Genomic DNA, 25,056 nt, shown 5'->3' on the forward strand with positions numbered 1-25,056 from the left:
AGTGGCGGGCGCCCTATTCTCTCTACGTGACCCGCGGATTTCTGCGGATAAGTGCGAACGACACGCCATTCTTGACACTTGAGTTTCGTGATGCAGTGTGTAATTTGCACTACGGAAGTCTGGCGCAAATATCACGGGATGGTTACACTCGATATAGTTTTGTTATAAAGCGTTGGTGTGGCTGCCTGTCAGCACCGCTTGCGCCATGACGTTTCTGGAGGAATCTATTGGGACGACACAGTGGACCTGTGGATCAAGACCTGTTGGCACAGGTTACGGCCGAGCCAACTCCTGGTTCACGCCGAGCCCGACTGCGCGCGGAACGCGATGGGCTCGCCGACGATGGTGTAGGCGCACATGCGCAGTCTGACCAAGTTCTCAGTGAAAACACTGAAGCCAGCGCGGAAACAGAATCTGTTGCCTCTCCCGGTCTAAATGTTTTCGTTGATGGCGAGCATGTGGTTGACGATGAGGATTCCGAGGATTGGGCGCTTCACCCTGTGTGGCCCGGAATGTCGAGTTCTGACGAGGAAGTTCCCCAGCGCTTCGACGCACCGATCACCGAGGAAGCGATCGTTGTAACTGGTCAGTCCAAGCGCGCTCCACGAGCAGTGCGTTCGAAGGCGCTAACAGCTGCCATGGCAGTTGTGGCTGCATCTTTGGGAACTGCCGTCGTGACAACCTCCACGTCAGCTGCCGATCCAGATGCCGGTCAGACTCGAGCAAACCTTGCTTCGCTCTCTAGGATCTCGGATGCTTCTGTGAATGCTGTGACATTCGCGTTGACCATCGATGGCAAGACATCGAATATCACCACAACGGCAACTTCCTTGGCAGACGCCTTGGCAGGCGCGGGATTCATCGTGAACGCGGATGACAAGGTTTCATCCCTCATGGCTGCTCCAGTTCTTGATGGTGCCAAGGTTACTGTTGTTCGCGTGACCACTAAGCAGGTGACCGAAACCGTCACAGATCCCTACGAATCCTCAGAAGTTGAGGATGGCACTTTGGCTGCGGGTACCACGAAGGTAACCACGCAGGGAGTCGACGGCGTCGTGACCAACACGTACGCAGTCACATACGAAGACGGCAAGGAAATCTCCCGAACACTTGAGATCTCAGCTTCCACTTCCCAGCGTGTAGACGAAGTTGTGAGTGTTGGTACGAAGGAAGAAGTCGCCGCCGCGACGTCAACAGATTCCTCTGCTTCTGCCTCCACCTCCACCTCCACTGTTGCCGCCGCGGTTGTGCCTGCCGGGGAAGCCCAGCAGATTGCTTCGGGCATGATGAGTTCCTATGGCTGGGATCAGTCGCAGTTTGCCTGCCTAGTGCCACTGTGGAATGCAGAATCTGGCTGGAGTGTGACTGCAGCCAATTCGAGCTCCGGCGCCTACGGTATCCCGCAAGCATTGCCTGGATCGAAGATGGCATCTGCTGGTGCAGACTGGCAGACCAGTGCTTCCACGCAAATCAAGTGGGGCCTGAGCTACATTGCTGGCCGGTACTCAACTCCTTGCGGTGCGTGGGCAGCCTTCCAGTCAAAGGGTTGGTACTGATTTCGCCCTGTGCGGCTGAGCACGGTGCGTTCCCGATGGACCGTGGCCGGCACTGTACACACTTGACTCGTGAGAGACTTGTTCGGTGAGTGAATCTACTGGGCTGCTCGGACCCACCGCCATTCGTGAGATCGCAGCTGCACTTGGCATCCGTCCCACGAAGACGCTCGGCCAGAACTTTGTGCACGACGCCGGGACTGTTCGCCGCATTGTTCGCGACGCAGGTGTGCAAAGTGGGGATGCCGTTCTTGAGGTTGGCCCAGGACTTGGATCCTTGACACTTGCCCTCCTTGAGGCAGGAGCATATGTCTCTGCTGTTGAGATCGATCCTGTGCTGGCCCGGGCATTGCCCACAACAGTGAGTGCCCGAATGCCGGAGGCCTCCGGCCGTTTTGCTGTACTCCTTCAGGACGCGATGGCGATATCTGACGCTGAGATGCTTGCGGTGCCCGATGATTTTGGCCGTGCTCTGAATTCCGCAGCGAGCGGTCAAGAACTAGGTAGTGCTCCAGCCCTCACAGTGGACGCCATCGCCGAGAAGCGTTCGTTTGCGCCGCGTGCATTGGTGGCAAACCTGCCATACAACGTAGCGGTTCCAGTTCTCCTCACGCTCCTCGAGAATCTGCCAAGCTTGGAGACGGTACTGGTTATGGTCCAGGCCGAAGTCGCCGACCGCCTATCGGCCAACCCGGGCTCAAAGATCTACGGCATTCCCTCAGTCAAAGCGGCTTGGTATGCAACTGCGGTCCGCGGGGCAAAGGTCTCTCGGAACGTGTTCTGGCCCGTCCCCAACGTGGATTCAGCTTTGGTGCGATTGGATCGCCATCCGATCCTCACACAGACACCCAGAGAAGACGTTTTTGCGATCGTGGACGCTGCTTTTGCGCAGAGGCGTAAGACTCTGCGTGCGGCACTCGCACCCTGGGCCGGTTCACCAGCACGCGCAGAGGCCGTGCTGCGTGCCGCTGGGATTGATCCCCAAGTTCGCGGAGAGCGATTGGGGATCGCTGACTACATTGCAATTGCTGATGCGAGTAGGGCCCTAAGCTAGCACATCGGCCGATTCGGCCGCATTGCGGGTGAACTGCACGTTTCACTTCTGGTCACACGAACTGCGCAGGCGATGAATTGCATCATTCGCGGCGAGGGCCGTAGAAGGATCGTCGCGCACCTGCATTAGGCTTGTGTCGGGTGGGTTCTCTCACGCTTCTGGAGCTCACAGCAGGGAGGCAGCATGGATCGAGCGATGCATGCACAGTGGCTTCGCGCTGAACGGCGTCTCGATTCAGCGCTGGCAGGTCTAGCTGCTTGCGCTCTGTGGATGGTGTGCCTGCCACTCACTGTGGTGTTTACGGATCTCACATGGTCCCAGCAAGTCGGTGTGGCATTGCTGTTGGCTATCCCGGTGAGCTTCGTTTTCTTCATACCGCTCGTTCAGGGCGTCACGGTGGTACGGGCGATCGAAGAACGCGATGCGGACGAAGTCCAAAGATGGCAAGCCACGGGAGTTCCTCCGCTTAACCCAGATCTCCTTCAGGCACGCCAGCGGCGCGTCCATACACCTCTCCTAACAGTTGTCGCACTTTCCAACGCCATGCTGATCGTGGTGGCTATTCCGCGCGCTATCGCGCCCCGTAACCCGGCAGAGGCGCTCTATGCTCCAGGGGTGGCCGGGATTGCGATAGGTGTGGCTCTTACCGCCGTCATCTTCATGCTGAGCGGGCGGATCAAGGCACGCCTTCAGGCAATTCTTGTCGCTGCTGTGACGTGGACGGTTCCGGTGGGAGTGTCTATGTGCGCTGCTGCTTTTCTTCTGCATCAGGCCGCGCTGACGCCTTCGGGTGTCTCGGGTGCGTTCACCTCGGTGGTCTTTGTCATTTTCGGGATCATGCTTGCACTTACAGGGCTCGCTCTTGTAGGCGCGTGGCTCGTAATGTGCGGACGTGCATTCAGTGGAAGGGGAGTCGGAGACAGCGGCGATCAGCGAGCGAGGGTCAGCTTGATGGTTGCGCAACTTGTGGGAGCGACCCACAAGGACCAATCCGTTGCTGATCAAACCGGCGATCTTCCGCCGTCAAATGACCGAAGTGAACCGGAGTTTGAGCCGGAAGACCTCGCGATTATCGATGCGGCATTGGACATCGAACTGTTCGACGTCGTGTTCTGCTGCATAGTGTTGGCGATGAGTGTCGCTATCCTTATTCTCAATGCTACGGGCCTTGCTGGAGGGGCTCTGCATGGTCTTGTAGCAATACTTCTTCTTGTGTCTATCATCGTTTTGACACGCAGGGTTCGGAGTCTGCTCCATCTGGGGTAAGGTGGCTGCATGTCACAGTCCTCGGTGCAAGTGTCGCAAAAACGGATGGCGGCAGGCAACGCAGCCAAACCCGTCGTCGTTATCGTCAATCTCGGTACTCCCACAGAACCCACCGCGAAGGCGGTGCGTCCATACCTACGTGAGTTCCTCAGCGATCGCCGCGTGATCGAGATGACGCCGTTGCTATGGAAGCCGATTCTTGAAGGAATCATTCTTCGTGTGCGGCCGCGCGCCTCGGCACGAAAGTACGCCACGATCTGGCTTGATGAGGGATCGCCGCTGATGCATTGGACTACGCGTCAGGCCGCAGCAGTGAGTGAACAACTAGGCGAAGGCGTGGAAGTGCGTGCAGCCATGCGGTACGGGAAGCCTGCCTTGCGCGAGGTGCTCAGCGAGTTGCACAGCGAAGGGTTCCGGCGCGTGCTCGTTTTGCCCGCTTACCCGCAGTATGCAGCATCCTCGGCAGGTACCGTGATCGATGAAGTAGGCAGGTGGATGCTGGGAGCGCGCGACCAACTCGAGTTGCGCACCGTGCGGTCATTCCCCGATTCGGCTCCATATATTGAGGCTCTGGCCACGGCGCTTGATGATTCTTGGGCCAAGAATGGAAAGCCGCACTTCAATGCCGGTGACAAGCTCGTCTTGAGCTTTCATTCGATTCCGGAAGCCATGCACAAGGCGGGAGACCCGTACCGAAGCGAGTGTGAGCATACCGCTGAACTGCTACGGATACGGCTTGGACTTGAAGAATCCGCGATGCTCGTCCGGTTCCAATCGGTGTTTGGCCCAGCTGCGTGGATCGGGCCCGCCACCATCGATTCCATGGCGGAACTCGGCCATGCTGGAACGCGGCGCGTGGATGTGGTGTGCCCCGGCTTCATGGCAGATTGCTTGGAGACGCTCGAAGAAATCAACTGCCTGAACAGGGAAACCTTCGCTGCAGCGGGTGGCTCAGAGTTCCACTACATCCCGTGGGCCAATGATTCCACGGGCTGTGTAGCCACTCTCGTTGAACAAGCGCAGCGTGGCATTGCTGGCTGGGTAGACTGATCGCACCGCCAGACAGCACAAAACCCCCACTTCTTGGGGGTACCGCACAAGAAACTGGCCGTCTAGCCTGATATCGAAGGGCGCTTCCGCGTGGTGATGGTCCACGGTGTCCCTGCCCATAAGGGGGAGCGATGGACCCAGAGTTCGTAACACTTGTGATCCTCGCACTCACAATTGCGCTGTTCATACTCAATAAGCTCTCTGTTGGCGTGGTTGCCATTTTGTGCAGCTTGGCGCTGGTCGCAACTGGGGTCGTGGACACAGGCACCGCACTTTCCGGCTTCGGAGATCCAGTAGTTATTTTCATTGCCAGCCTTTTTGTTGTGGCAGAAGGTCTGGACGCCTCCGGAATCACAGGATGGATGGGCACATACATCACTGATCGGGCGGGAGCCTCTCGGGCAACTCTCTTGGCCGTCATCATGATCGTGACAGCAGTCTTGAGCGCATTTATCACGCCCAATGGCGCGGCTGCCGCGATGATTCCCGTGGTTTTGAAGGCTGCCCGTGCTAGTGGCATCCAGCCGAGCCTTCTCCTCATGCCCGTGGCCTTCGCTGCCAGCGCCGGAGCACTGTTGACCCTCTCCGGTTCGGTCGTCAACGTCATGGTTTCCCAAACCTTGTTCGATCAGACGGGCAGAAGCTTCGGATTCTTTGAGTTTGCTGGGGCAGGTTTGCTTCTAGTGGTGGGCTCGATCGCCGTGGCGTTGACCATGGAGCGACTATTGCCGCGCGATCGTGAGGCTTCTATCTCCCGCGATTTTGGGGCCCACCTGGGCACTCTTCTCGATCATTATCAGATTGATCAAGGATTCTTCCGGTTGCGCATTGAGCGAGAAATCGCAGCTACGGCCCGTTCGCTTGAAACTGACGGAGTCCATGTCTATGCAGTGCAGCGTGGAGTCCGGGAGGCGCGCGGCCTAGATGATGCACTTGTGGCTGGCGACATCGTGCTCATGACCGGAAACGCGGCAACTATTCGCGATATCGCAAAGCTTCACGGCTTTTGGGTTGAATCTGAACCATTGGTTCCAAACAACGCTGCCACAGTCATTCCAGAACAGAGCGGACTCGCAGAAGTGATCGTCGCTCCGCGGTCTATGCTCATCGGTCAGCCACTTTTCGCAGGATTGATGCGCGGCGGCGTCACAGTACTCGCCGCCCGGCGGGGCGGCCGCGAAATTGGTGCTTCTACTCTACGGGCGGCGGAGGGTGATGTTCTGCTTGTTCACGGCGAATGGGACGCTATCATCCGTTTGGAGGACGACGACGACGTCGTGCTTGTTGACTGTCCGGCCGAGATGCGCCGCCAAATGTCTCCGCTTGGGGTCAAGGCGATCTTCGCCGGTGGCATCACGCTAGTAATGGTTATCATGCTGGCGTTGGGACTGGTTGAGCCTGCATTGGCGGGTCTGATGGCTGCGGGTGCCATGGTGCTGACAGGAGTCGTGACTCCTCCGGAAGCGTATCGGGCGATCTCATGGCAGACCGTGGTACTCATCGGTGGCTTGATCCCGCTTTCTGTTGCTATCCGTGAGTCTGGTGCCGCAGATCTCATCGCTGATGGCGTCGTGGCGCTGACTGGTTCGGGCGGGCAAACAGTGGTTCTCGCGGTGGTATTCATTGCCACTGCACTGCTCGGTCAAGTCATCTCTAACACTGCCACAGCGCTCGTGATGATTCCGATTGCCGTGGTGATCGCGCAGACCTCCGGAATTGATCTGCCCGTCATGCTTATGTCCCTTGCGGTCGCTGCAGGGGCTTCACTTCTTACACCGATCGCGACGCCGGCAAACTTGATGGTTGGCGCGGCGGCGGGATATCGATTTGGTGACTACTGGCGGTTTGGCCTCGCGAACATGGCCGTTTGGTTCATTGTTGCGGTGCTGGTGGTACCGCTGATCTGGTAGCCGTCCTCGCCCACGAAAGGAAAGACTCACATGTCTCAAGAGACCGTGAAGAAGCCCGGTGGCTTCCTCAACACGATCGAAAGAGTAGGGAACAAGGTTCCCAATCCTACGATCATGTTCGTTTATTTGATTGGAATCATCGCTGTTATTTCGGCCATCCTTCAGGCTCTGAAGGTTTCAGTCACGGACGAAGTCGTAACCCAAGTTCCCACCGAGCAGCTTCAGCAGATCAACGAAGCACTGGGAGGAACGCTCGTCCCGTTCAACCTCGATACCCAAACCATTACATCGCTACCGGATTACGTCATCCAGGAGCAGACCATAGCTGTTCGTTCGCTGCTTTCGGTGGGCGGGCTGGAGAAGTTCTTCTCCGGTTTCGTGGACAACTTTGCAGGATTCGGCGTGGTGGCTGTTGTCCTCGTGGCGATGGCGGGTGTTGGGGTTGCCGAGCAGGCTGGCCTGATGGGCGCCCTCATCCGGAAGATCGTCAAGGTTGCTCCTCGATCTACACTCGCCTTCATCCTCATCTTTGTGGGCGTGCTTTCTTCAGTTGCTTCTGACGCCGGATACCTTATCCTCATTCCGTTGGCGGCCGCCGCTTTCCTTTCGGTGGGCAGACACCCGCTGGCAGGTATGGCGGGCGCCTTCGCCGGAGTTGGTGCCATATTCTCAGTCAACCTCCTCATCACACCCACGGATTCGATGCTGACTGAGATCACGAACGAAGCTTTGGGTGCTACTCAAGAGCCACTGACTGTCACCGCTAACTTCTACTTCTCGATCGTTTCTTCTATCCTCATCGCGATCATCGCGACTGTGTTGACAGTCAAGGTAGTGGAACCACGTCTTGGACCCTACGATCCTGCTGAAGCATCGGTCGACGTCGTCGCCGATGAAATCGATGAAGCCGCTGAAGCGAAGGGACTGCGTTACTCTCTGTGGGCTTTCATCGCAGTGGTGGTTGGTGTTCTGGCACTATCGTTGCCCAGTGGCGCGCCGCTGCGCGATTCGGCAACTGGAGCGCTCATCGGTGCCACACCGTTCATGGCCAGCTTGGTGTTCATCATTTCGTTGGCTTTCCTCGTGTGCGGCATCGCGTACGGTGTTGGTGCGGGAACGATGAAGGGCGGCGATGCCACGGTCAACGCGATGGCCAAGACTTTCGCATCCCTCGGCGGGCTGCTTGTCATGTTCATGATGATCGCCCAGTTCATAGCCTTGTTTAACTGGACCAACCTACCCACAGTGGCTGCGGTAGAAGCAGCTCAGCTCCTTGAACGCATCAACGTACCATCTGTTGTACTGCTGGTTCTGTTCATGATCGTCATTTTTGTTCTCGACATCATCCTGCCTGGCGTAGTTCCCAAGTGGGCCATCTTCGCACCTGTTTTCATCCCAATCTTCACTGCGTTGAACGTGGCACCCCAGACGCTTCTGGCCGCCTATCGGGTGGCTGATTCACCAATGAACGTGCTGACTCCACTCATGGTGTACCTGCCGTTCATTGTCACGATTGCCCAAAGGTACAAGAAGGATGCCGGAATGGGAACGGTCATCGCACTTATGCTGCCTTACACACTGGTGATCTTCATTAGTTGGGTGATCCTTTACGTTGCATGGTTCCTGTTGGGTATTCCGTGGGGTCCTGGTGCCCCCGTGGGCCTATAGCTGGTTCCCCAAGCCATCACGATTCGAAATGAGAGATGCATATGCTTCCCGATGAATTTGCACTAATTTCACCCAGTCTTTCAGCCGCCATCACGGTGAACGTGGGCACGGAGCTTCCGGCCGACGTTCAGGCAGAGGCCATAGCGGTAACCTCTGATGGTCCCGTGCCAGACATTCTGGGCCTAGACCGAGCCGCACTTGTTCGCGCTGGGTTCTCCGGTGCCGTTGGCAGTGCTCTGGCACTTCCTGTGGCGTCAGGGCCGGTCCTTGTGGCGGTTGGGATGGGCCCCGCTGGCACTGTGACTGCCAACGTCTTGCGTGACGCTGCTGCAGCGTTTGCACGCGCGGTTCCTCAAGACGCCATCCTCGGAGCAGACGTGGCAGGTGCCAATGTGGAACCTGCTGCCGCGACCGCCGCCATCGTAGAAGGTATCGTCCTTGCGCGATACTCGTGGACTCTGGCATCCCGGCCGCGCCGAGAAGTGCCCGTCACATCCATCTCTTTTGTTGTTGGTGCCGACGACGTCGCAGCGGCGCAAGTGGGTGCGCGCCGTGGCTTGGTTCAGGCTCGCGTGGGCTCGGTGGCTCGCGATTTGGCGGTATGCCCGGCGCAGACGTTGACGTCTGAAGCCTTTGCTGATTTTGCGGTGGAGAGCGCTCCGGCCGCAGGATTGGAAGCCACTGTGTATGGCCGCGCGCAGCTAGAGGAGCTCAACTGTGGCGGACTTCTGGGCGTCAATCGCGGTTCTGCGAGGGAACCGCGCATGGTGGTCTTGAGCTACAAGCCTGAGGGTGTTGCAACGGGCAAACTTGCTTTGGTAGGCAAGGGCATCACCTTTGATTCGGGTGGCATCTCCCTTAAGCCGGGCGATGAGTCGCACTCGCAGATGAAGAATGACATGACGGGAGCCGGTGACATTTTGGCGGCTATGCTCGGCTTGCGGGATCTTGGATGCACTGCCGAAGTCACCGGATACCTCATGATCACAGATAACATGCCGTCCGCCACCGCAATGCAGCTGGGTGACATCCTGACGATGCATGATGGAACAACGGTAGAGGTTCTTAACACCGACGCCGAAGGCAGACTGGTCATGGCAGATGCGCTGGCGCTCGCGGCTGAATCGGATGTGGATGCGATTATCGACATCGCCACGTTGACCGGTGCCTGCATGCGTGCTCTGGGCCTTCGCTATGCCGGGGTTATGGGAACGTCGAGCGATCTGGTGGCGCAGGTTGAGTCCGCAGGAGAAGCTGCCGATGAACTCGTGTGGGAGTTTCCCTTGGTTGCGGCCTACCGGTCAGAGCTTGACTCAAGCGTGGCCGATCTGAAGAACCTGGGTGGCGCCAACGCCGGGCAGATCACGGCAGGGTTGTTCCTCAAGGAGTTCATTGGCTCCAAGCCATGGGCTCACATTGACATTGCCGGAACAGCTCAAGCCCCTGCGGAGGATCGGTGGATCCGCCGCGGCCCAACTGGCTTTGGTGCACGCCTGCTGGCCGAAGTGGCCTCATCCTTCGCTGTGCCAGAAGCCTGATGAAGGGCTGGCCAGGATTGCCGGAGGATGGCGCCGTGCGCGCCATCCTCCGGCAATCCTTCCGCCCGAAGAACTAAGAGGTCGGGGCGTCCCTGCGGGAGTGCGCGTAGCAGAATGCCCGAGGCGCCGTGCTCCGCGGCTTCTATGATGAGCCGTGCGGCATCGTCAAGCACAAGTTCCGGCAGTGGTGTGGCTTCGGCTCCGTCGTCGTACAAACGAACGTCCACTCCGGTTAAGCGAGCAGAGTAGCAAGCAGCCTCAAGCGGTGGCACGGTCAGACGGGGAGCGCGAATGAGATCGCGAACTGATGCCTCCGCGATCTCACTTCTCAGGCGAAGCGCATCTGTCAGCTTCACGCCTACGCGGAGGTTCGCGATCTGCTCCAGCGCTGGAGTTGCGTACTGCTGGACTCGGTCAACTAGGCGGTCCCCTTGAGCGATGGCATGCGCTGTGGCCTCTCGATTGATCTGCGCCTGAGCTGCTGTATCCAGCCGACCGATGATCGTTGTCAGATTGCGCCGCACCAAGGCGTTCCACACTAACCCCGCGGACACAGATAGAGCGTATGCGGTGGCTGCTATTACCTGGGCTGAAGTCATCGGACCGTTGGCAGCGGCCCACACTCCCAGACCTGCGCTCTGGAATGCGAAACAGACAAGAGCCAAACGCGTATTGCCACGCATCGCCACAAGTCCGCAGATGTTGCCGGACATCTGCCATGCCCACGGCTGAGCAGACGGGAACTCCGTCACTGCGGTGAGTGTGAATACTGTGGCTGCCACAGTATTCGTTAAGACTGCTGCCACATGCCAAGGCTTAAGGCGTGCGTGCTTTGTGGTTGACGCTAGGCTCGCTAGCCCGATCAGGACGGCTGTGATTGCTTTTGGCCAGTGGGAACCGAGCGTCGGATCAGGAACTGAGATCATCGTGCCGATAACCCACAGCAGCATGAGGACCACACGAAGCTCCGTAGATGCTGGCCCAGATGTCTCCACAACGAGGCGCTCGAATGCTGCGGTCTCGTTCCGCTTTCGGTGGTTGTTTCGCGCGATAAGTGGCTCAAGATGCAGTGCGTCTGGCACTTCTCCCTCACGTTCAAACCACTGATTCTCAAAATGGTCTGACTCTGGCGCTGGTGCGTGGTTCGGCCGTTGCTGTTGCGAGGGCATGTTCGGCCGGTAAGAGAGTTCAACCGTCGTTCCACGAGAACCCGAACGTACCTTCGCTTCTCCACCCGCAACGGATTCCATCTTTTCGATAATGCTGGTGCGGATACCGAACCTGCGCGGGTCGACCTTCTCCGGATCAAACCCGGGCCCGGCATCGGAGATGACCACGTTCACTCCGTTATCTGTCTGACGCAATCTGAGCAGTACTGCTGCACCCTGGGCGTGCTGTTGCGCATTCTCCAGAGCTTGGGTGGCTGCTTCCACGAGTGCATCCGTGGCATCTGCCGGTATATGCAGATCTCCATGAGGTAATTTCTCGCCTCCCGAAGCATCTTCCTCAGTCACGGGCACAGCATAGGAGTGTGCGAGAGTGTGAATACGGCGGGACAAGCTAGATGAGTGGAACTCGTCCGGGTTCACCGTGCCATCTGATGTCAGATCTTCGGTGCCTTCGTGGTTTACGGCCGCACCCTGTTTGCCATCTGGTGCACCTCCGTGGGTATCCGCCACATCGGGCGTACGTACCTCACGCTGTAACCTCTGCTTGAGCAGCTCCAAGGTCGCCTTGGCCCGCTCTGCCAATCGCCCAGCATCCTCATTTCGGCCGTGAACTGTGCTCAACAAGGTTGAGAGGACTTCGTCGTGGATGATCGAATCAAGGCGAGTGCGCTCGCGGTGCCACGCTGCAGACCTAGCCGCTGCATTCACCTGCAGGTGGCGGAACTCTTGGCTGACTTCACGGAGGACCATCTGCTTGTGGATCGCGTTGCCATAGGCTATGAAGCATAAGTTCCCTGCATGCAAAGCCATGATGCCCCACCACGATGCCTGTGTGGGTGTTCCACTGAGCAGCGCTGCCGTGGGAACACTGAGAACAGAAAGTAGCCCGTAAGCATAAGCCTGATATATAGGCCATGTGAGGACAGCTGCGATCATTGCTACCGGCTCTAGCGCCCACAGAGTGGGAATCTGCCACATAGCTGTGGGATCCACTGACCGGAGAGCTGGGTATTCAGTTACATATCCAAGTGGCAGAAGTACCAGAAGTATCGTGGCGAGGTGAGTTATGGCCTTTCCCGCGTTGCTGACGACTGCCACGGCAACTGCCGCGGCGAGTGCCAAACACAACCCTGCCAACATCAACCACCACAGCGGATAGGCAGCCACGTTGTCCGCAATCGAGACTACGCAAACCGGCACTTCGAGAGCTGCTGCCACTGCCACGGCCACAAATGCCCGCATCTTTGCCCGCCGTTCTGCCACGCTTGCAAGTTCAGGCGGTAGCTGGCGCTCGATATGACGCTGAGACATTAGGAGTGAATGATGAGGCCGTCTTCGGCGGCTTGCCGATACAAATCAATCTTCGTATCTGCTGGCCGCGATACTGCTGCATACTTCGCACGAATGCGCCTGATATGGTCCAGCACGGTATCCCGGGATATCCACAGCATTCGGGCGACGGAATCGGCGGTCTCGCCGTTGGCATAGAGGCTGAGAACCTCGCGTTCGCGCGGAGTCAAGTGGACGATTGCGTCGAGGTCAGCATCGATGACGGCGGCCCAATCAGTCGATGCCACCACTTCGCCACTCAAAGCACGTTGGACGGCGTCGATCACCGCAGTGACAGGCTCGCGTTTTGATATGACTCCGAGCACGTTGGCATGGACGGCTTCGCGCAACAGACCTACGTCTTCGCCGGACGTATAGGCCAACACGTGGGCGCCCAGCGCAGTGAGCTGCTCAACATTGGTGCGTGGTCTAGTGCCGTCCGCAAGACGAAGGTCCAAGAGAACAAGGTTGGGGGCGCGGTGAGTGGCGTCTGCCTTGGCGAAGCGCTCAAGAAGTTCGGGCACAGACTTGGCCGTGATCACTAAGCCGATACCTGAGATTCGGGCGAGGCGTTCAGCAAGGGCGACCAGAACCAGCTCGTGATCATCAACCAAACCGATGGTCTGCATCCGTGGCTCCATATCTTGCGAACGCCGGTTGAGCGCTGCGGTTGGTGAGAGTTCATTTGTGGAGCCAATGGTCAACAGAGCGCTGTATCCTCGATACCTAGCTTGCAGGCCAACGATCCACATATCTGTGGTCTTAACACAATGCTAATCCCCTAGTTCTAGGGGTAGTAATTCTTCCCAACAATCAGAATACTTGTGTTGTTAATGTTGCACTCGCGGGCTTGAAAACGTGAACAGCCTTTTTACTCATCGAATAGGAATGCTCCCATGGATCTCAACAACTTTTGGTCTTTCTTTTGGCTGATACTCGAAGTGTTCTTGTTGTTTGTCTACATTGTGCTGTTCTTCATGATCGCGCAAGACATCTTCCGGGACTCAAAGATGGGCGGATGGGCCAAGGCCATTTGGGTACTGTTCCTCATCATCATCCCATTCGTCACCGCATTCGTGTACCTCATTGCCCGTGGTAATGGCATGGAGCGCAGGCGCCGTGAAGCTGCGGTCGCAGCTCAGCGGGCAGTTGACAGCTACATCCGCGAGACGGCCAACGGTAATCCCGCACACGTGATTGCCGAGGCAAACACTCTGTTCCAGCAGGGTGTCATCACCAAGGAAGAATTCGATCAGCTCAAAGCACGGGCGCTTGCCTGACCTTTCGCGATCACGAACTGACGGAGTCTTATGATGCGAACGCTTACTCGGTTCTTGCTCAGGTTGGCTGTGACCTTGGCAAGTGCAGCAATAGGCTTGCTGGGTGCGGCTTGGATCGTGCCCGGATTCAGCGTTCACGCGCAAGGCTTCATCATCGCCACGGTGGTCTTGGCAATACTTCAGGCACTTCTTTCACCGCTTGTCTCACGATTGATCGGCCGGTTCATTCCGGCGCTCGAAGGCGGGATCGGAATCATTTCCACAACTGTGGCTCTGCTGGTGGCCGGCCTCATCCCGGCCGCTAGCGGCATCTCTGCGCAATCGTTGGGAACATGGTTGTTCGCGGGCTTCGTTGTGTGGCTTGTCACCGCCCTTGCCACAGTTGTGCTCGCGTGGATTCTGGCGCGAACCTCTGGTTCTTCTTCTACGGGAAGCGCCACGTAGACTAGGCACGTGCGTTCAGTTCTTGCTTCCGCTCCCGCAAAGGTCAATTTGGCTCTGAGAGTCGGCCCGCCCCGCCTTGATGGCTACCATCCTCTCGATACGGTGTTCGAAGCGCTGGATATCTTTGACGACGTCGAAGCTACCTCCGTATCGGATTCCTCAGTTACTTTGAGCATTTCGGGGCTGGGGGAGGACTTACCCGTTGATTCACGCAACCTTGCTGTAAGCGCAGCCCTTCTCCTTCAGGAGAGATTCGCAGTGCCCACAGGTGTAGCGCTGCGTATCACCAAACGGATTCCAGTGGCGGGGGGCATGGCCGGAGGATCCGCTGATGCAGCTGCGACGCTCGTTGCCTGCAACAAGCTGTGGAATCTGGACCTCTCCACTGATCAACTCATGGAGCTAGGCGCAGAACTGGGCTCTGATGTTCCCTTCTGCATTCTTGGTTCACTCGCCCACGGAACTGGCCGCGGCGAAGTGTTGCGCCCACTTAAGGTCGGCGTAATGCACAGTTGGGTGATTCTCACCCAACGTCAGGGGCTTTCTACACCGGAGGTGTTCCGCGAGTTTGACTCCCTCATGGATTACGTTCGGATACCTGAAACCCTTGTCCCTGACACACAAGACCTGCAAGAAGCACTTGAGGATTCCGATCTTGAGGCAGTCGGGCGGCTTATGGTCAACGATCTTGAACAGCCAGCCTTCGTAGTGAGGCCTGATATTCGGGAGGTCCTGCGGGCCGCGCAGGAGTACGGTATCCGCGCGATCATGTCGGGTTCCGGACCAACGGTCGCGGTTCTGGCGGACGATTTCTCAACGGCTGACGCGATCGCAGGGAAACTCTCGCGGCAGTTCCCAGAACTGACAGTGCTACGGGCGAACGGCCCTGCTGCTGGTGCGCACGTTCAGGTGGTTCGCTGATGGCACATCTGCTTGGTGCCGAAAACCTCCATCTCGAATACCCAAACCGCATTGTCTTTGATTCAGTCTCGCTCGGAATCAACGAAGGTGATCGCATTGGCATCGTTGGCAGGAACGGGGATGGCAAGTCTTCGCTTCTGGCGATGCTCGCTGGAAAACTCGAACCTTACTCTGGCCGCGTCACGCGCCGAACCGGGCTGCGAATGGGCGTTCTGGATCAAAGTGACACTCTTGACCCCGAAGATACGGTGGGCCACACCGTCGTCGGCGATCGTGAAGAATATGTGTGGGCGGGTGATCCGAAGATTCGCGACATCATCGCGGGTCTGGTACCTGATCTGGCGTGGGACACGAAGGTCGGGAAGCTCTCCGGTGGGCAGCGCAGGCGCGTGGCACTCGCGGCGCTTCTTGTTGGCGATTGGGATGTCATAGCACTCGACGAACCCACCAACCATCTTGATGTGGAAGGCATTACGTGGCTAGCGAACCACGTAAAGAATCGGTGGCCAAAGAACTCAGGCGGATTCCTCGTGGTCACGCATGATCGGTGGTTTCTCGACGAAGTGGCAACAGCAACGTGGGAAGTCCACGATCGAATCGTTGAGCCTTTTGAAGGTGGCTATGCGGCATACGTTCTGCAGCGCGTAGAACGTGACCGGCAATCGGCCACAATCGAGGCGAAGAGGCAGAACCTCATGCGAAAGGAACTTGCCTGGCTCCGGCGAGGCGCGCCTGCGCGAACCTCCAAGCCGAAGTTCCGAATCGAGGCCGCGAACGAACTCATCGCTGATGTCCCGGATCCACGTAACAAGCTGGAGCTTTCACGTTTGGCGACCGCTCGCCTTGGCAAGGATGTAGTGGATCTGCTCGATGCTGGGTTTGCATATGGAGACAACGAGGTTCTGCACGGGATTGAGTGGCACATTGCGCCTGGCGAACGCACCGCGATCATGGGTGCGAACGGAGCAGGTAAGTCAACGTTGCTCGGATTGATTGCGGGAGCACTAACGCCCACCTCGGGCCGCATCAAACGAGGTAAGACCGTTCAACTTGCCATGCTGGATCAACAGTTCAGCCAACTTGAGCAGATCGGTGAAGATAAGGTGCGTGACGTGCTCGCCGAGTACCGCACTACCTACACTGTGGACGGCAAGGATATGACTCCTGCCCAGCTGCTCGAACGGCTCGGATTTGCCCGGGAGCATTTATCCTCCAAGGTGAGCGAGCTTTCCGGTGGGCAGCGCCGTCGGTTCCAGCTTCTGCTCGTGCTCTTGTCTGAACCGAACGTGCTCATCCTCGACGAACCATCGAATGATGTGGACACGGATATGCTGACCGTCATGGAGGACCTTCTGGACTCATGGCCGGGCACCCTCATCGTGGTCTCGCATGACCGATACTTCGTGGAGCGGGTAACAGATCAGCAGTACGCCATCCTGAACGGCACATTGCGTCACCTCCCCGGTGGGGTGGATGAGTATCTGCGGCTTCGCGATGAGGAGGTTGCGGCTCACTCTGAAGTGGAATCCGGCTCCGGTTCACAGCTTCCTGCCGAGGGGAGCTCTTCCGCATTGACTGGCGCGCAAGTGCATGCCCTGCGCAAGGAGCTGAGTGCAATCGAGCGCAAGATGGACAAGGCCACCGCCAAGATCAAGAAGATCCATGCCAAGATGGCGGATGCGGACCAATCCGATTATGAAAAGATCGGAAAGCTCAATCAAGATGTGCAAGCTCTCCAGGATGAAGCTGAGGAGCTGGAGATGAACTGGCTGGAGATATCCGAGCAGCTCGAGTAGTGCTCACGAAGCCGGCCACAGCTCCTTGTGGCCAAAACCCAAACGGTTATCCACTAGCTTCGCTTCTGAGGGAGTAAACGCCCAGATGGGTGCAGGCACGATGTCCACAGCTGGGAATGCTGCGGCGAACGTTGCCCGTGCCGACTCGGCAGCCTCAGCCTGCAGGAGCTCAGTGGTTCCGTAGAGCTGCAGGCCGCGGATTGCCGCGGCGTCGGTCTCCTGCCGTGCGATGGTGGCAGCCATTCGAGGGTTGGCGGTGCTGAGGCGGCCGTGCTGCGTGCTGGGGTCTGAATAATAGAGCAGTCGGGGGGCACCGCGTTCCAGACAATAGAACACGCTTGCCGCCCGCAGCATGCCGTTCGCGTAGACCGCCACAGACATGACGGTGTGTTCGCACAAGAACGCATCGATTGCCGGTGTGAAGGCTACGCCCAGGTCAGGTTGGTTTCCCCGTGAGTCGAAGGATAGCTCTGCAGAACGTGGAGAACTCCGGTTGGGAAACGCAAAATCGCCACCTTCTTCGAACGGAGTAGAGGGGTCAGGCTCGGCGTCGATCACGAATACACCTCATCTGTGCGCATCACGGGCTTCTGGCGGAAAGAGGCCTGCAGGTTCTCTTCGCGCCAACGTGGGAAGGATGCGGTGTCAATGCCAAACTGGTCAAGCACCCGGCCAACAGTGTGGTCCACCACGTCAGCGAGACTTGTGGGATTGGTGTAGAACGCGGGGACGGGCGGGAAGACGGTCGCCCCGGCTTCGGTCACAGTGATCATGTTGCGCAGGTGGATGAGCGATAAGGGGGCCTCGCGGGCAACAAGCACGAGGCGGCGCCTTTCCTTCAGTATGACGTCGGCGGCGCGGGAAACCAGCGATGTGCTCACTCCATTCGCAATCTTGGCCAAGGTGCGCATCGAACATGTAGCTGCGGTGCCCACGGCCGCGGGTCCACTTCAAGGAACTGTGCTCGCGTGAACTGTTCCTTGAGCCGATACGGTGCGGTGGCGTCGAAGATAGTCTTGGCGGTTACGCCCTTCGCGGGAATCGAGGGGTTGTATTCGGGTTGTTGAGATGGATCCAGGACGTGCCCCATGACGCCAGGAATGGTGATGATATCGGTATCTCCCTGCATTCGAGTGGTCATTGCCCACAGCACGTCATCCGTATCGAACGGATCCACGTCCTGATCAACAAGAATCACGTTCTTCAGCTCGCTGTATGTTGCGAACGCGACTAACGCGGCTTGGTGGGCACGGCCGTCGTCGAACGCTTTCTCCTTGTGTACCTGGATGATGGCTAGCAGCTTTCCGCCACCTGCGGTGTGCGCATAAACCTGGGTGACGAAACCGGGCAGGGCGGCTTCCAGTGCCCGGATGAGTGATGCTTCCGTGGGGATGCCAGCTAGAGAGGTGTGTTCCTCGCCGGGGCCTACCAATGTCTCAAGGATGGGGTGAGTGCGTGTGGTGACTGCCGTGACCTTGAAGAGGGGTAGGGAGGGGTTCGCCGGGCCGTTGTAGCCGGGAAACTCGGGCATGGCGTGGCCGGTATCCGAATTCTGATCTTCGCGAACTCGCACATTGGGCAACAATTCGCCCTCGATGACGATTTCGGCACGTGCGATCGCGTGTTGTTCCACTGTTAGTGCCTTGACCAGGCTCACCGGTTCGTGGCGGATGCCCCCGGCCACCTGCAGTTCGTCATAGCCGAAGGGAGTGGTTGGTGCCTCGAAGCATGCGCCGATGTAAACGGCGGGGTCTAGGCCCATATTGATCGTCACAGGCAGCGGTTTTCCGGCGGCCTCGGCCTTCTTCCTGAATGCGTCAATGTGGCGGCCCGGTGCGAAGAAAATGGATAGCTCGTCGCGGCCCTGCACGGCGATTCGGTGGATCGTCACGTCCGAGTGCCCAGTCTGCGGGTCAGTGCCCAAGAGCAGGCCCATGCAGAAGAATGGTGCGGCGTCCACCGGCGTGTTCGTTGGAGCAGGTAGAAGGGTGCGGATATCGAAGTCCGGTTCGGAGGCCAGATACACCTTTTCCTGCACCGGCGCTTCGTTCCTTGTGACGACGACGGGCTCTCTTGCGTGGTTGAAAGCTTCTGCTACGAGGTGGTTGATAGAAGTGGGAGTTGCTCCCAGAAGCTTGGCAACCCGTGCTCGATCGGCGAGCATTCCCACCAGCACGCTGACATCCTCAAAGCCCACGATATTGGTGAACTGCATGGCCGGCCCGCGACGGGTAGGTCGCATTACTGTTCCGCCGGCGCCGATGTGCTTGTACACGCCTGCGAGCTGCGCGTTTGGGTCCACGGGATGATCCGTGGTGATGAACTGCGTGGGATCGTCCTGGATGAGGGCGAGCGCCGAGCGTAGATCGTTCACTGCGGTGTTCGCCGATGCCGCGTGCGTGTGGTTGGTTGAGCCCATTGCCTGTTCCTCCATATTCATCGGCTGGAGCGCTCTATCGCGCTCGCGACGAGCAGCATCTGACCCAAGCGCAGCTCGCGGCCCAAATGTTCATCACACAAGCCGGCATGCTCAAGCGCCTCCGAAAGCTCCAACGGCTCGGCTTCATTGAGCGGAACATCGATCCAACTGATGCGCGAAAACAGACTGTTTCCCTAACCGATCCGGGCCGCGTGGTGCTCGAATCGGTGCTCGATGAGTTCTTCACCGCCGAACGGAAAAGTTTAGATACATTGAGCGGCCCGCAACGGATCGAGCTGACTCGGATGCTGCGCGAGCTTCTTAACCAACGCGACGATTAGTGCGGCCGAACGCGCTCATTCCATCGATTGTGAATCCGCCATGTGTGGTGAAGTCAATGTGGTCTGGGCACCTTGATGGCTGAGGCGAGGACTATGGTGGGAGGCAAAGTACACCACGTGCTTCGGGGTCGGTGAAAGTCCGAACCGGCGGTTAAAGTCCGCGACCCGTGTGCTGCTCAGTAGCACACGGTTGATCTGGTGAAATTCCAGAACCGACGGTTAGAGTCCGGATGGGAGAATCACACGTGGATTGTGGGGAGTATTCGCCTACCTCCCCATGTGCGGCGCTCCCATCGCGCTTCCCGGAGCCAGAATCTGGGAGAGAACATGTTCACTGGAATTGTTGAAGAACTCGGGACCGTCAAGGACATCATGCTCCAACCCCATGGAGGAGCAACGTTGGCCATCGCTGGACCACTTGCGGTCCAGGGAGCCAAGCGCGGAGATTCCATCGCGGTATCTGGCGTCTGCCTCACTGTGGTGGACCAGCCAGCCGAAGGAGTATTCGTCGTCGACATTATGCCGGAAACGCTGCACCGCACTGCGCTGGGTACCCTGACCGCAGGTAGCCGGGTCAACCTTGAACGCGCGCTACCGGTTGATGGGCGCCTGCATGGGCACATTGTGCAAGGCCACGTGGATGGTGTGGGTCAGCTCAGTAGGCGTGTGGACTCCGACGGGTGGATTGAGCTTCGTGTGGAGGCGCCCGAAGCGCTCACAGGTTTCATTGCTGAGAAGGGCGCGGTTGCGCTCAATGGAGTATCTCTGACAGTGACAACTGTTGTGGGGCATGAGTTTGGTGTGGCGCTTATCCCGGAGACCCTTCGCATGACCAATCTGGGGCTCCTAGATGCGGGCGATCCGGTCAACATCGAGATCGACGTCGTAGCCAGATACGTGGCACAGCTCCTAGAGAAGGGTTCGCTTCCGGCCAAGATCTCGTGACTTTCGGCTGAGTATTGCGGAAAGTATCTCGACGTCGAGTAATCTGGCTACATGAAAACCGCGCGAGAGCCTCGTGATGAGGTGGATGGAATTGTTGAGTCGTGGGGCCGCGAGCGCCCTGACTTTGATCCCGAACCACTTGCGGTGTTCTCTCGAATGGTGCGGCTGACTTACCACATTGACAAGATGCGCAGGCAGGCGTTTACGCGCCACTCGATCGAATCGTGGGAGTTTGAGATGCTTGCTGCGTTGCGCCGTCAAGGCCCTCCGTATCGCCTGACGGCGGGGCGCCTCATGCAGGAGACCCTTGTTTCTTCCGGCACGGTTACTAATCGAATCGATCGAATGGTGGCTCGCGGGAACGCGCGGCGTCTTCCAGATCCCACAGACAAACGAGTGGTTCATGTGGAGGCTACACCGGCGGGAGTGGAGCTCGTGGATCAGGCGATGGCAGATCTGCTGGACCTAGAGAGTGAACAACTTGACGGGCTAGGCGCAGACTCCAGCCGGGAACTTGCCGCGCTGCTGCGTGAGCTTCTGGCCCATTTTGAGCGGGGCGGGAAGTAGTCCTTAGCAGGGAGACCGTGGTGGGAAGTAAGCCGTGGTGTGGCCGGAAGCCGTGGTGGGGCCGGAATCAGTCTTCGCGGGTGATGATGGTTTCATGCGGCACGGCGTGGTCGAGGGTGTGCCCCACAGTGCAGTAGCGGGCGATCGCTGCCAGAGCCCGCTTTCGCGTGTCGGCCTCGGCTTCCGGATCAAGATCCTTGAACTCGGGGATGAGCTCCACAACGAACTTTGTGAATCGATCCTCGTCTTCTCGATACTCGTTGGCGATGACCCCGCTCAATGCGAAGTCATCACCCAACACGTGCGCCAAGCGGGAATCTGCTGACATCGCGTTGCAGCCCAGCAGGGCTGCCTTGAGCAAGTCACCGGGGCTCCACTGGCCTTCGCCCTTGCCGATCTCCAACGTTGCGCCACGCGAGTTCTGCGCATGGTAGGTTCGCGTTCCAGTGCGCTCTAGGGAGACGTCTGGCTGGGTGGGAGTTGAAGTTTGAGAAGTCATGGGCAACCCTTCCGTGAGTTCGTCTTGGTCATCAAGCTTAGTGGGCGAGTCAAGCCCGGCGGTCTGGTCGCCTCAGGTCACGTTGCGGAGCTGGGCACCCCGGCTATCAGGACAACTGGATGCTCCACGGCGCGGTGGCGTTTTGTCCGCCGGGCGCACTCAACTATCAGGACAGGTACTATGCGGCCTTCCTCAAGACCTGCTTGAGCTTGATCCTCTCACCTGTGTGCAGAATGGAACGCTCGTAGATCTTGCCGGCCACTAGGGCGAGCAGTGGAATCGTGATCAGCGTAAGCGCGATAGCGAGCACTTGCTCCCACACCTCGACTCCACCGACTGCCGCACGCATGGGCATCAGGTAAGGGGAAAAGAGTGGCACGTAGGAGAGCACCTTGGTTACGGTGGCATCCGGAAGGTAGGGCACAAGGTAGATCGCAAGGTATAGCGGGATCATCTGCATAAAAATGAGAGGAGTCTGAACTGCGCCCAGATCTTCCTGCCGGGAAACTGTGGCGGAGATTCCGCCAGTGATTCCGGCGAATGTGAAGTAGCCCAGAACGATCCACAGAAGCAGCATCGGCACGTATCCCCACACGCCTAGTGCGCCCAGTGTGCTGATTTGATCCAGCAGTCCTGCGATCCACAAGCCTCCGAGGATGCCGGCTAGGTACACCGCGAAGATGACGAGCATAGCTGAGCCGATGCCTAGGATCTTTCCGAGCAGGAGGGTCCGCGGGCGCACGGTGGTCAACAAGATCTCCACCACGCGGCTCGCTTTCTCTTCTACCACGCCAGCCGAGAGTGTGGAGATTCCCATGAGCGTGATCATCATGAGCATGAGCACACCCACCATGCCCACGGCGTAGCCAATGGGGTTCTCACTGAAGGCGTCAGTTGCCACGCTGGTGACAGTGGTGCTGGCTAGAGCGGCGAGGTTCGCTGATACGTCTGGGGTCAGTGCTCCAGCTTCATCCATCAGCTTCTCCGTTGCGGCCAGTACCACCACGTCCCTGATGGGATCGGCGCCGTCGGTCGAGGTGATGGTGGGAGCCGCGGGACTGCCAGAAATAACTGCGTTGCCGGAATCGCGCGCTACGTCATCTGGATTACCAGAGGTTTCCTCGACACTCACACCCAGTTGCTCAAGATAGGGCGTCAGCGCGTTGGCTTCAGACGTGATGGATACGGATGTGGCTTCAGGGATTGCCTGATCATCAGAGCTGTCATCTCCCAAGAAGATGTTGCCAGCTACGCCGGCGGCGAGGCACAGAATCACGATGACTGCCGTGGAGATTCGCATAGCTTTGGAGCCCAGCAGTGTTGTGAACTCGCGTTTGATGATGAGTCCTAGCATCAGCGCGCCACCTTCTTCCACAGTGACCGTTTGGCCGGCTTAGTTTCGGGTTGATCTGGCGCAGTCACGACGACGACGTCCTTGAACAAGTCCGTCAAGTGTGGCCTGCGGGGCCCGAACTCGTGAACAGGTCCCGCGCTGATCGCGGCTTGCAACACTGTCTGGTCTGAAACTCCGGCGGGTTGATTGAAGATCACGCGGGTGAGCCCCGAAATGGCGGGCGCTTCTGCGCTGCCATCGAGCGGGTCTGGCGCTAGCGTGATGCCGAGCGGGAGGAGTGCGGCGGAAAGCTGTTCGGGTGCAGCTCCGGAAGCGAGTGCCAACTGCTGGGATTCTGTGGAGCGCAGTTCGTTGATTGTTCCTTCGGCAACCATGTGACCTTGGGAAATAATGCCTACCCTGTCGCACAACCTCTCCACCAGATCGAGCTGATGGGAGGAGAACACCACGGACGCGCCAGATTCCACTTTCTCTTTGAGGACCTGAGACATCACATCTACTGCTACTGGATCCAATCCGGAGAAGGGTTCATCAAGCACCATGAGCGTGGGGTTGTGGATGAGTGCTGCTGCGAGCTGCACGCGCTGCTGGTTTCCGAGGGAGAGCTTTTGTACGTTGTCCTCACGGCGTGCCTGAATGCCCAAGCGCTCAGTCCAGTACTCCATTGCTGCGTGTGCTTCGGACTTGTTCATCCCGTGCAAGCGAGCCAGGTATTCGAGTTGTGGCCCCACGGCGAATCTGGGATACAGGCCGCGTTCCTCTGGCATGTAGCCGATCGTCTTGCGAGCCTCGAAGGAGATAGGTGCGCCGTTCCACGTGACCTCACCTGAATCGGCAGACATAACTCCCAGCATGATCCGCATCGCGGTGGTCTTGCCTGCTCCGTTCGAGCCGACGAACCCGAACATCTCCCCCTTTCCCACATTGAAGGAGAGATCGCGAAGCGCTTGCAATGATCCAAATGACTTGTTGAGGTGATCGATACCCAGCATTGGGCCAGCGAGTGGCATATCTATCCTCACGAGATAGGTGTGATTGCGTTTACAGGTTACCAAATCGTTTGATTCGTGCCGGAATCCTAGTTTGGAGTGCCTCCCCATTCTTCCCCGTCAGGGTTGGGAACCGTCACTAGGTGGGGGTCGCGTTCCATTGAGCGAAGGCCGAGCCACAGCAGGTTGGTCACATGGGCCGCCACCGTGCCCTTGTCAGGTGCTTGTACCTCAACCCACCACTGGCCGATCCGGCCGATCGCACCGGCCAAGAGCTGACCGTAGATGGGAGCAGTCTGCGGATCTTGACCCAGTTCTTCCATAACGGGGGCGAGCATTTCCGTCACTTGTTCGGCAACGTCGGCAATCACCGTGGTGAACGTTCCTCCGCTCACAGCGGTGGGAGATTGGTGGGAAAGCAGGCGGAAGCCATCAGGGCTTTCGTCAATGTAGTCCAGCAGTGACAGGAGGATTCTCTCCAGCATCTCGCGCGGGTGCTGCCCTGGGATCATCTGGCTAGCCAACATCTCCGAGAGAGATGTCACTTCGCGATCCACGATTACTTGGTAGAGACCTTCCTTGCCGCCGAAGTGTTCGTAGACCACGGGCTTGGAGACTTGGGCCGCAGCGGCGATTTCCTCAATGGAAACGGCGTCATACCCGCGAGTTCCGAACAGCTCACGTGCGACGCCGATGAGTTGCTCGCGCCGGTCGGCTCGAGTCATGCGAATTCGCGGGCGAGGATCGCGCCGGTTTGTGAGTTCGGATTCATTCATGGTTTCATTATGACTGCTGAACGGCTGACGGTAGAATCATTCCGTTCATATTCCGCCTTGGTGTAATGGCAGCACAAAGGTCTTTGGAACCTTTGGTCCAGGTTCGAACCCTGGAGGCGGAGCCAAACTCACATGTGAATACTCGCCCTCGAAAGCTGACGCGGGGTAGGCTAGTTTCGGTTCAACGA

General features: G+C 58.3%; 23 protein-coding genes, 1 tRNA gene and 1 riboswitch. Of the genes, 15 read left to right on the forward strand and 9 right to left on the reverse strand.

Features of this window, described 5'->3' with window-relative positions:
* Positions 1-248: 248 nt before the first annotated feature.
* From H2O17_RS01720 to H2O17_RS01750, 7 genes are all read left to right on the forward strand, one after another.
* Positions 249-1,556: a resuscitation-promoting factor gene (locus tag H2O17_RS01720; RefSeq protein ID WP_182050057.1), complete on the forward strand. Its 1,308-nt coding sequence runs from the start codon at positions 249-251 to the stop codon at positions 1,554-1,556.
* An 85-nt stretch (positions 1,557-1,641) separates the two neighbouring features.
* Positions 1,642-2,607, forward strand: a complete 966-nt coding sequence (locus H2O17_RS01725) for a ribosomal RNA small subunit methyltransferase A (RefSeq protein WP_246311290.1) — start codon at positions 1,642-1,644, stop codon at positions 2,605-2,607.
* A gap of 183 nt (positions 2,608-2,790) precedes the next feature.
* Positions 2,791-3,873: a hypothetical protein gene (locus H2O17_RS01730; RefSeq protein ID WP_182050058.1), complete on the forward strand. Its 1,083-nt coding sequence runs from the start codon at positions 2,791-2,793 to the stop codon at positions 3,871-3,873.
* A 9-nt stretch (positions 3,874-3,882) separates the two neighbouring features.
* Positions 3,883-4,923, forward strand: coding sequence for a ferrochelatase (gene hemH, locus H2O17_RS01735; RefSeq protein ID WP_182050059.1), 1,041 nt, complete (start codon positions 3,883-3,885; stop codon positions 4,921-4,923).
* 131 nt (positions 4,924-5,054) lie between these two features.
* Positions 5,055-6,833 (forward strand): SLC13 family permease, encoded by a 1,779-nt coding sequence (locus tag H2O17_RS01740; protein ID WP_182050060.1) that lies wholly within the window; start codon positions 5,055-5,057, stop codon positions 6,831-6,833.
* A 30-nt stretch (positions 6,834-6,863) separates the two neighbouring features.
* Positions 6,864-8,501 (forward strand): AbgT family transporter, encoded by a 1,638-nt coding sequence (locus H2O17_RS01745; protein WP_182050061.1) that lies wholly within the window; start codon positions 6,864-6,866, stop codon positions 8,499-8,501.
* A 41-nt stretch (positions 8,502-8,542) separates the two neighbouring features.
* Entirely contained in the window at positions 8,543-10,039 is a 1,497-nt protein-coding gene (locus H2O17_RS01750; protein ID WP_182050062.1) for a leucyl aminopeptidase family protein, read from the forward strand.
* Here H2O17_RS01750 and H2O17_RS01755 read toward each other — a convergent pair.
* Together H2O17_RS01755 and H2O17_RS01760 are read right to left on the reverse strand one after the other, a co-directional pair.
* Complete coding sequence (locus tag H2O17_RS01755; protein ID WP_182050063.1) at positions 9,937-12,471, reverse strand: sensor histidine kinase; 2,535 nt, start codon at positions 12,469-12,471, stop codon at positions 9,937-9,939. The genes H2O17_RS01750 and H2O17_RS01755 overlap by 103 nt on opposite strands.
* A 47-nt stretch (positions 12,472-12,518) precedes the next feature.
* Complete coding sequence (locus H2O17_RS01760; RefSeq protein WP_220456799.1) at positions 12,519-13,241, reverse strand: response regulator transcription factor; 723 nt, start codon at positions 13,239-13,241, stop codon at positions 12,519-12,521.
* Positions 13,242-13,433: 192 nt separating this feature from the next.
* Between H2O17_RS01760 and H2O17_RS01765 the strand changes: the two genes are divergently transcribed.
* From H2O17_RS01765 to H2O17_RS01780, 4 genes are read left to right on the forward strand one after another with little or no spacing between them, the layout of a single operon-like run.
* Positions 13,434-13,817, forward strand: a complete 384-nt coding sequence (locus tag H2O17_RS01765) for an SHOCT domain-containing protein (protein ID WP_182050064.1) — start codon at positions 13,434-13,436, stop codon at positions 13,815-13,817.
* 30 nt (positions 13,818-13,847) lie between these two features.
* Positions 13,848-14,261 (forward strand): phage holin family protein, encoded by a 414-nt coding sequence (locus tag H2O17_RS01770; RefSeq protein WP_220456800.1) that lies wholly within the window; start codon positions 13,848-13,850, stop codon positions 14,259-14,261.
* Between the two features lie 9 nt (positions 14,262-14,270).
* Positions 14,271-15,182, forward strand: coding sequence for a 4-(cytidine 5'-diphospho)-2-C-methyl-D-erythritol kinase (locus H2O17_RS01775; protein WP_182050065.1), 912 nt, complete (start codon positions 14,271-14,273; stop codon positions 15,180-15,182).
* Positions 15,182-16,978, forward strand: coding sequence for an ABC-F family ATP-binding cassette domain-containing protein (locus tag H2O17_RS01780; protein ID WP_182050066.1), 1,797 nt, complete (start codon positions 15,182-15,184; stop codon positions 16,976-16,978). The genes H2O17_RS01775 and H2O17_RS01780 overlap by 1 nt, the downstream gene beginning before the upstream one ends.
* A 3-nt stretch (positions 16,979-16,981) precedes the next feature.
* On the opposite strand, the gene H2O17_RS01785 is transcribed toward H2O17_RS01780, so the two are convergent.
* From H2O17_RS01785 to H2O17_RS01795, 3 genes are read right to left on the reverse strand one after another with little or no spacing between them, the layout of a single operon-like run.
* On the reverse strand, positions 16,982-17,536 hold the full coding sequence (locus H2O17_RS01785; protein WP_182050067.1) for a PNPOx family protein: 555 nt from the start codon (positions 17,534-17,536) through the stop codon (positions 16,982-16,984).
* Positions 17,533-17,859 carry a UbiX family flavin prenyltransferase gene (locus H2O17_RS01790; protein ID WP_246311291.1) on the reverse strand — a complete coding sequence of 109 codons (327 nt, stop codon included), beginning with the start codon at positions 17,857-17,859 and terminating at the stop codon, positions 17,533-17,535. Before H2O17_RS01790 ends, H2O17_RS01785 begins: the two co-directional genes overlap by 4 nt.
* Entirely contained in the window at positions 17,856-19,397 is a 1,542-nt protein-coding gene (locus tag H2O17_RS01795; RefSeq protein ID WP_220456801.1) for a UbiD family decarboxylase, read from the reverse strand. The genes H2O17_RS01790 and H2O17_RS01795 overlap by 4 nt, the downstream gene beginning before the upstream one ends.
* Between H2O17_RS01795 and H2O17_RS01800 the strand changes: the two genes are divergently transcribed.
* The 3 genes from H2O17_RS01800 (at position 19,397) to H2O17_RS01810 (ending at position 21,250) form a co-directional block, all read left to right on the forward strand.
* Positions 19,397-19,738, forward strand: coding sequence for a MarR family winged helix-turn-helix transcriptional regulator (locus H2O17_RS01800; RefSeq protein ID WP_182050070.1), 342 nt, complete (start codon positions 19,397-19,399; stop codon positions 19,736-19,738). The genes H2O17_RS01795 and H2O17_RS01800 overlap by 1 nt on opposite strands.
* 114 nt (positions 19,739-19,852) lie before the next feature.
* Positions 19,853-19,984, forward strand: a riboswitch (FMN riboswitch).
* An 81-nt stretch (positions 19,985-20,065) separates the two neighbouring features.
* Positions 20,066-20,683, forward strand: coding sequence for a riboflavin synthase (locus H2O17_RS01805; protein ID WP_182050071.1), 618 nt, complete (start codon positions 20,066-20,068; stop codon positions 20,681-20,683).
* A 51-nt stretch (positions 20,684-20,734) separates the two neighbouring features.
* The gene (locus tag H2O17_RS01810) at positions 20,735-21,250 is read left to right on the forward strand and encodes a MarR family winged helix-turn-helix transcriptional regulator (protein WP_182050072.1); all 516 of its coding nucleotides are present in this window, start codon (positions 20,735-20,737) and stop codon (positions 21,248-21,250) included.
* Between the two features lie 67 nt (positions 21,251-21,317).
* Here the strand turns inward: H2O17_RS01810 and H2O17_RS01815 are convergent, their stop codons facing one another.
* From H2O17_RS01815 to H2O17_RS01830, 4 genes are all read right to left on the reverse strand, one after another.
* Entirely contained in the window at positions 21,318-21,749 is a 432-nt protein-coding gene (locus H2O17_RS01815) for an OsmC family protein (RefSeq protein WP_182050073.1), read from the reverse strand.
* 178 nt (positions 21,750-21,927) lie between these two features.
* Positions 21,928-23,103: an ABC transporter permease gene (locus H2O17_RS01820; protein WP_182050074.1), complete on the reverse strand. Its 1,176-nt coding sequence runs from the start codon at positions 23,101-23,103 to the stop codon at positions 21,928-21,930.
* Complete coding sequence (locus tag H2O17_RS01825; RefSeq protein ID WP_246311292.1) at positions 23,103-24,113, reverse strand: ABC transporter ATP-binding protein; 1,011 nt, start codon at positions 24,111-24,113, stop codon at positions 23,103-23,105. Before H2O17_RS01825 ends, H2O17_RS01820 begins: the two co-directional genes overlap by 1 nt.
* Before the next feature lie 68 nt (positions 24,114-24,181).
* A complete protein-coding gene (locus tag H2O17_RS01830; protein WP_246311294.1) occupies positions 24,182-24,868 on the reverse strand; it encodes a TetR/AcrR family transcriptional regulator in 687 nt (228 codons plus the stop codon).
* Between the two features lie 51 nt (positions 24,869-24,919).
* Between H2O17_RS01830 and H2O17_RS01835 the strand changes: the two genes are divergently transcribed.
* Positions 24,920-24,993 (forward strand) — tRNA-Gln (locus tag H2O17_RS01835).
* Positions 24,994-25,056: the final 63 nt, after the last annotated feature.

The sequence above is a fragment of the Changpingibacter yushuensis genome (assembly GCF_014041995.1).
GTDB classification, from domain to species: Bacteria; Actinomycetota; Actinomycetes; order Actinomycetales; family Actinomycetaceae; genus Changpingibacter; species Changpingibacter yushuensis.

Bases quoted from the DNA above. Each gene is read 5' to 3' on its own strand.
- H2O17_RS01730 (WP_182050058.1), top strand. From the start codon at position 2,791: ATGGATCGAGCGATGCATGCACAGTGGCTTCGCGCTGAACGGCGTCTC.
- hemH (WP_182050059.1), top strand. From the start codon at position 3,883: ATGTCACAGTCCTCGGTGCAAGTGTCGCAAAAACGGATGGCGGCAGGC.
- H2O17_RS01740 (WP_182050060.1), top strand. From the start codon at position 5,055: ATGGACCCAGAGTTCGTAACACTTGTGATCCTCGCACTCACAATTGCG.
- H2O17_RS01745 (WP_182050061.1), top strand. From the start codon at position 6,864: ATGTCTCAAGAGACCGTGAAGAAGCCCGGTGGCTTCCTCAACACGATC.
- H2O17_RS01750 (WP_182050062.1), top strand. From the start codon at position 8,543: ATGCTTCCCGATGAATTTGCACTAATTTCACCCAGTCTTTCAGCCGCC.
- H2O17_RS01765 (WP_182050064.1), top strand. From the start codon at position 13,434: ATGGATCTCAACAACTTTTGGTCTTTCTTTTGGCTGATACTCGAAGTG.
- H2O17_RS01770 (WP_220456800.1), top strand. From the start codon at position 13,848: ATGATGCGAACGCTTACTCGGTTCTTGCTCAGGTTGGCTGTGACCTTG.
- H2O17_RS01780 (WP_182050066.1), top strand. From the start codon at position 15,182: ATGGCACATCTGCTTGGTGCCGAAAACCTCCATCTCGAATACCCAAAC.
- H2O17_RS01795 (WP_220456801.1), bottom strand. From the start codon at position 19,397: ATGGGCTCAACCAACCACACGCACGCGGCATCGGCGAACACCGCAGTG.
- H2O17_RS01805 (WP_182050071.1), top strand. From the start codon at position 20,066: ATGTTCACTGGAATTGTTGAAGAACTCGGGACCGTCAAGGACATCATG.
- H2O17_RS01810 (WP_182050072.1), top strand. From the start codon at position 20,735: ATGAAAACCGCGCGAGAGCCTCGTGATGAGGTGGATGGAATTGTTGAG.
- H2O17_RS01815 (WP_182050073.1), bottom strand. From the start codon at position 21,749: ATGACTTCTCAAACTTCAACTCCCACCCAGCCAGACGTCTCCCTAGAG.
- H2O17_RS01820 (WP_182050074.1), bottom strand. From the start codon at position 23,103: ATGCTAGGACTCATCATCAAACGCGAGTTCACAACACTGCTGGGCTCC.
- H2O17_RS01825 (WP_246311292.1), bottom strand. From the start codon at position 24,113: ATGCCACTCGCTGGCCCAATGCTGGGTATCGATCACCTCAACAAGTCA.
- H2O17_RS01830 (WP_246311294.1), bottom strand. From the start codon at position 24,868: ATGAATGAATCCGAACTCACAAACCGGCGCGATCCTCGCCCGCGAATT.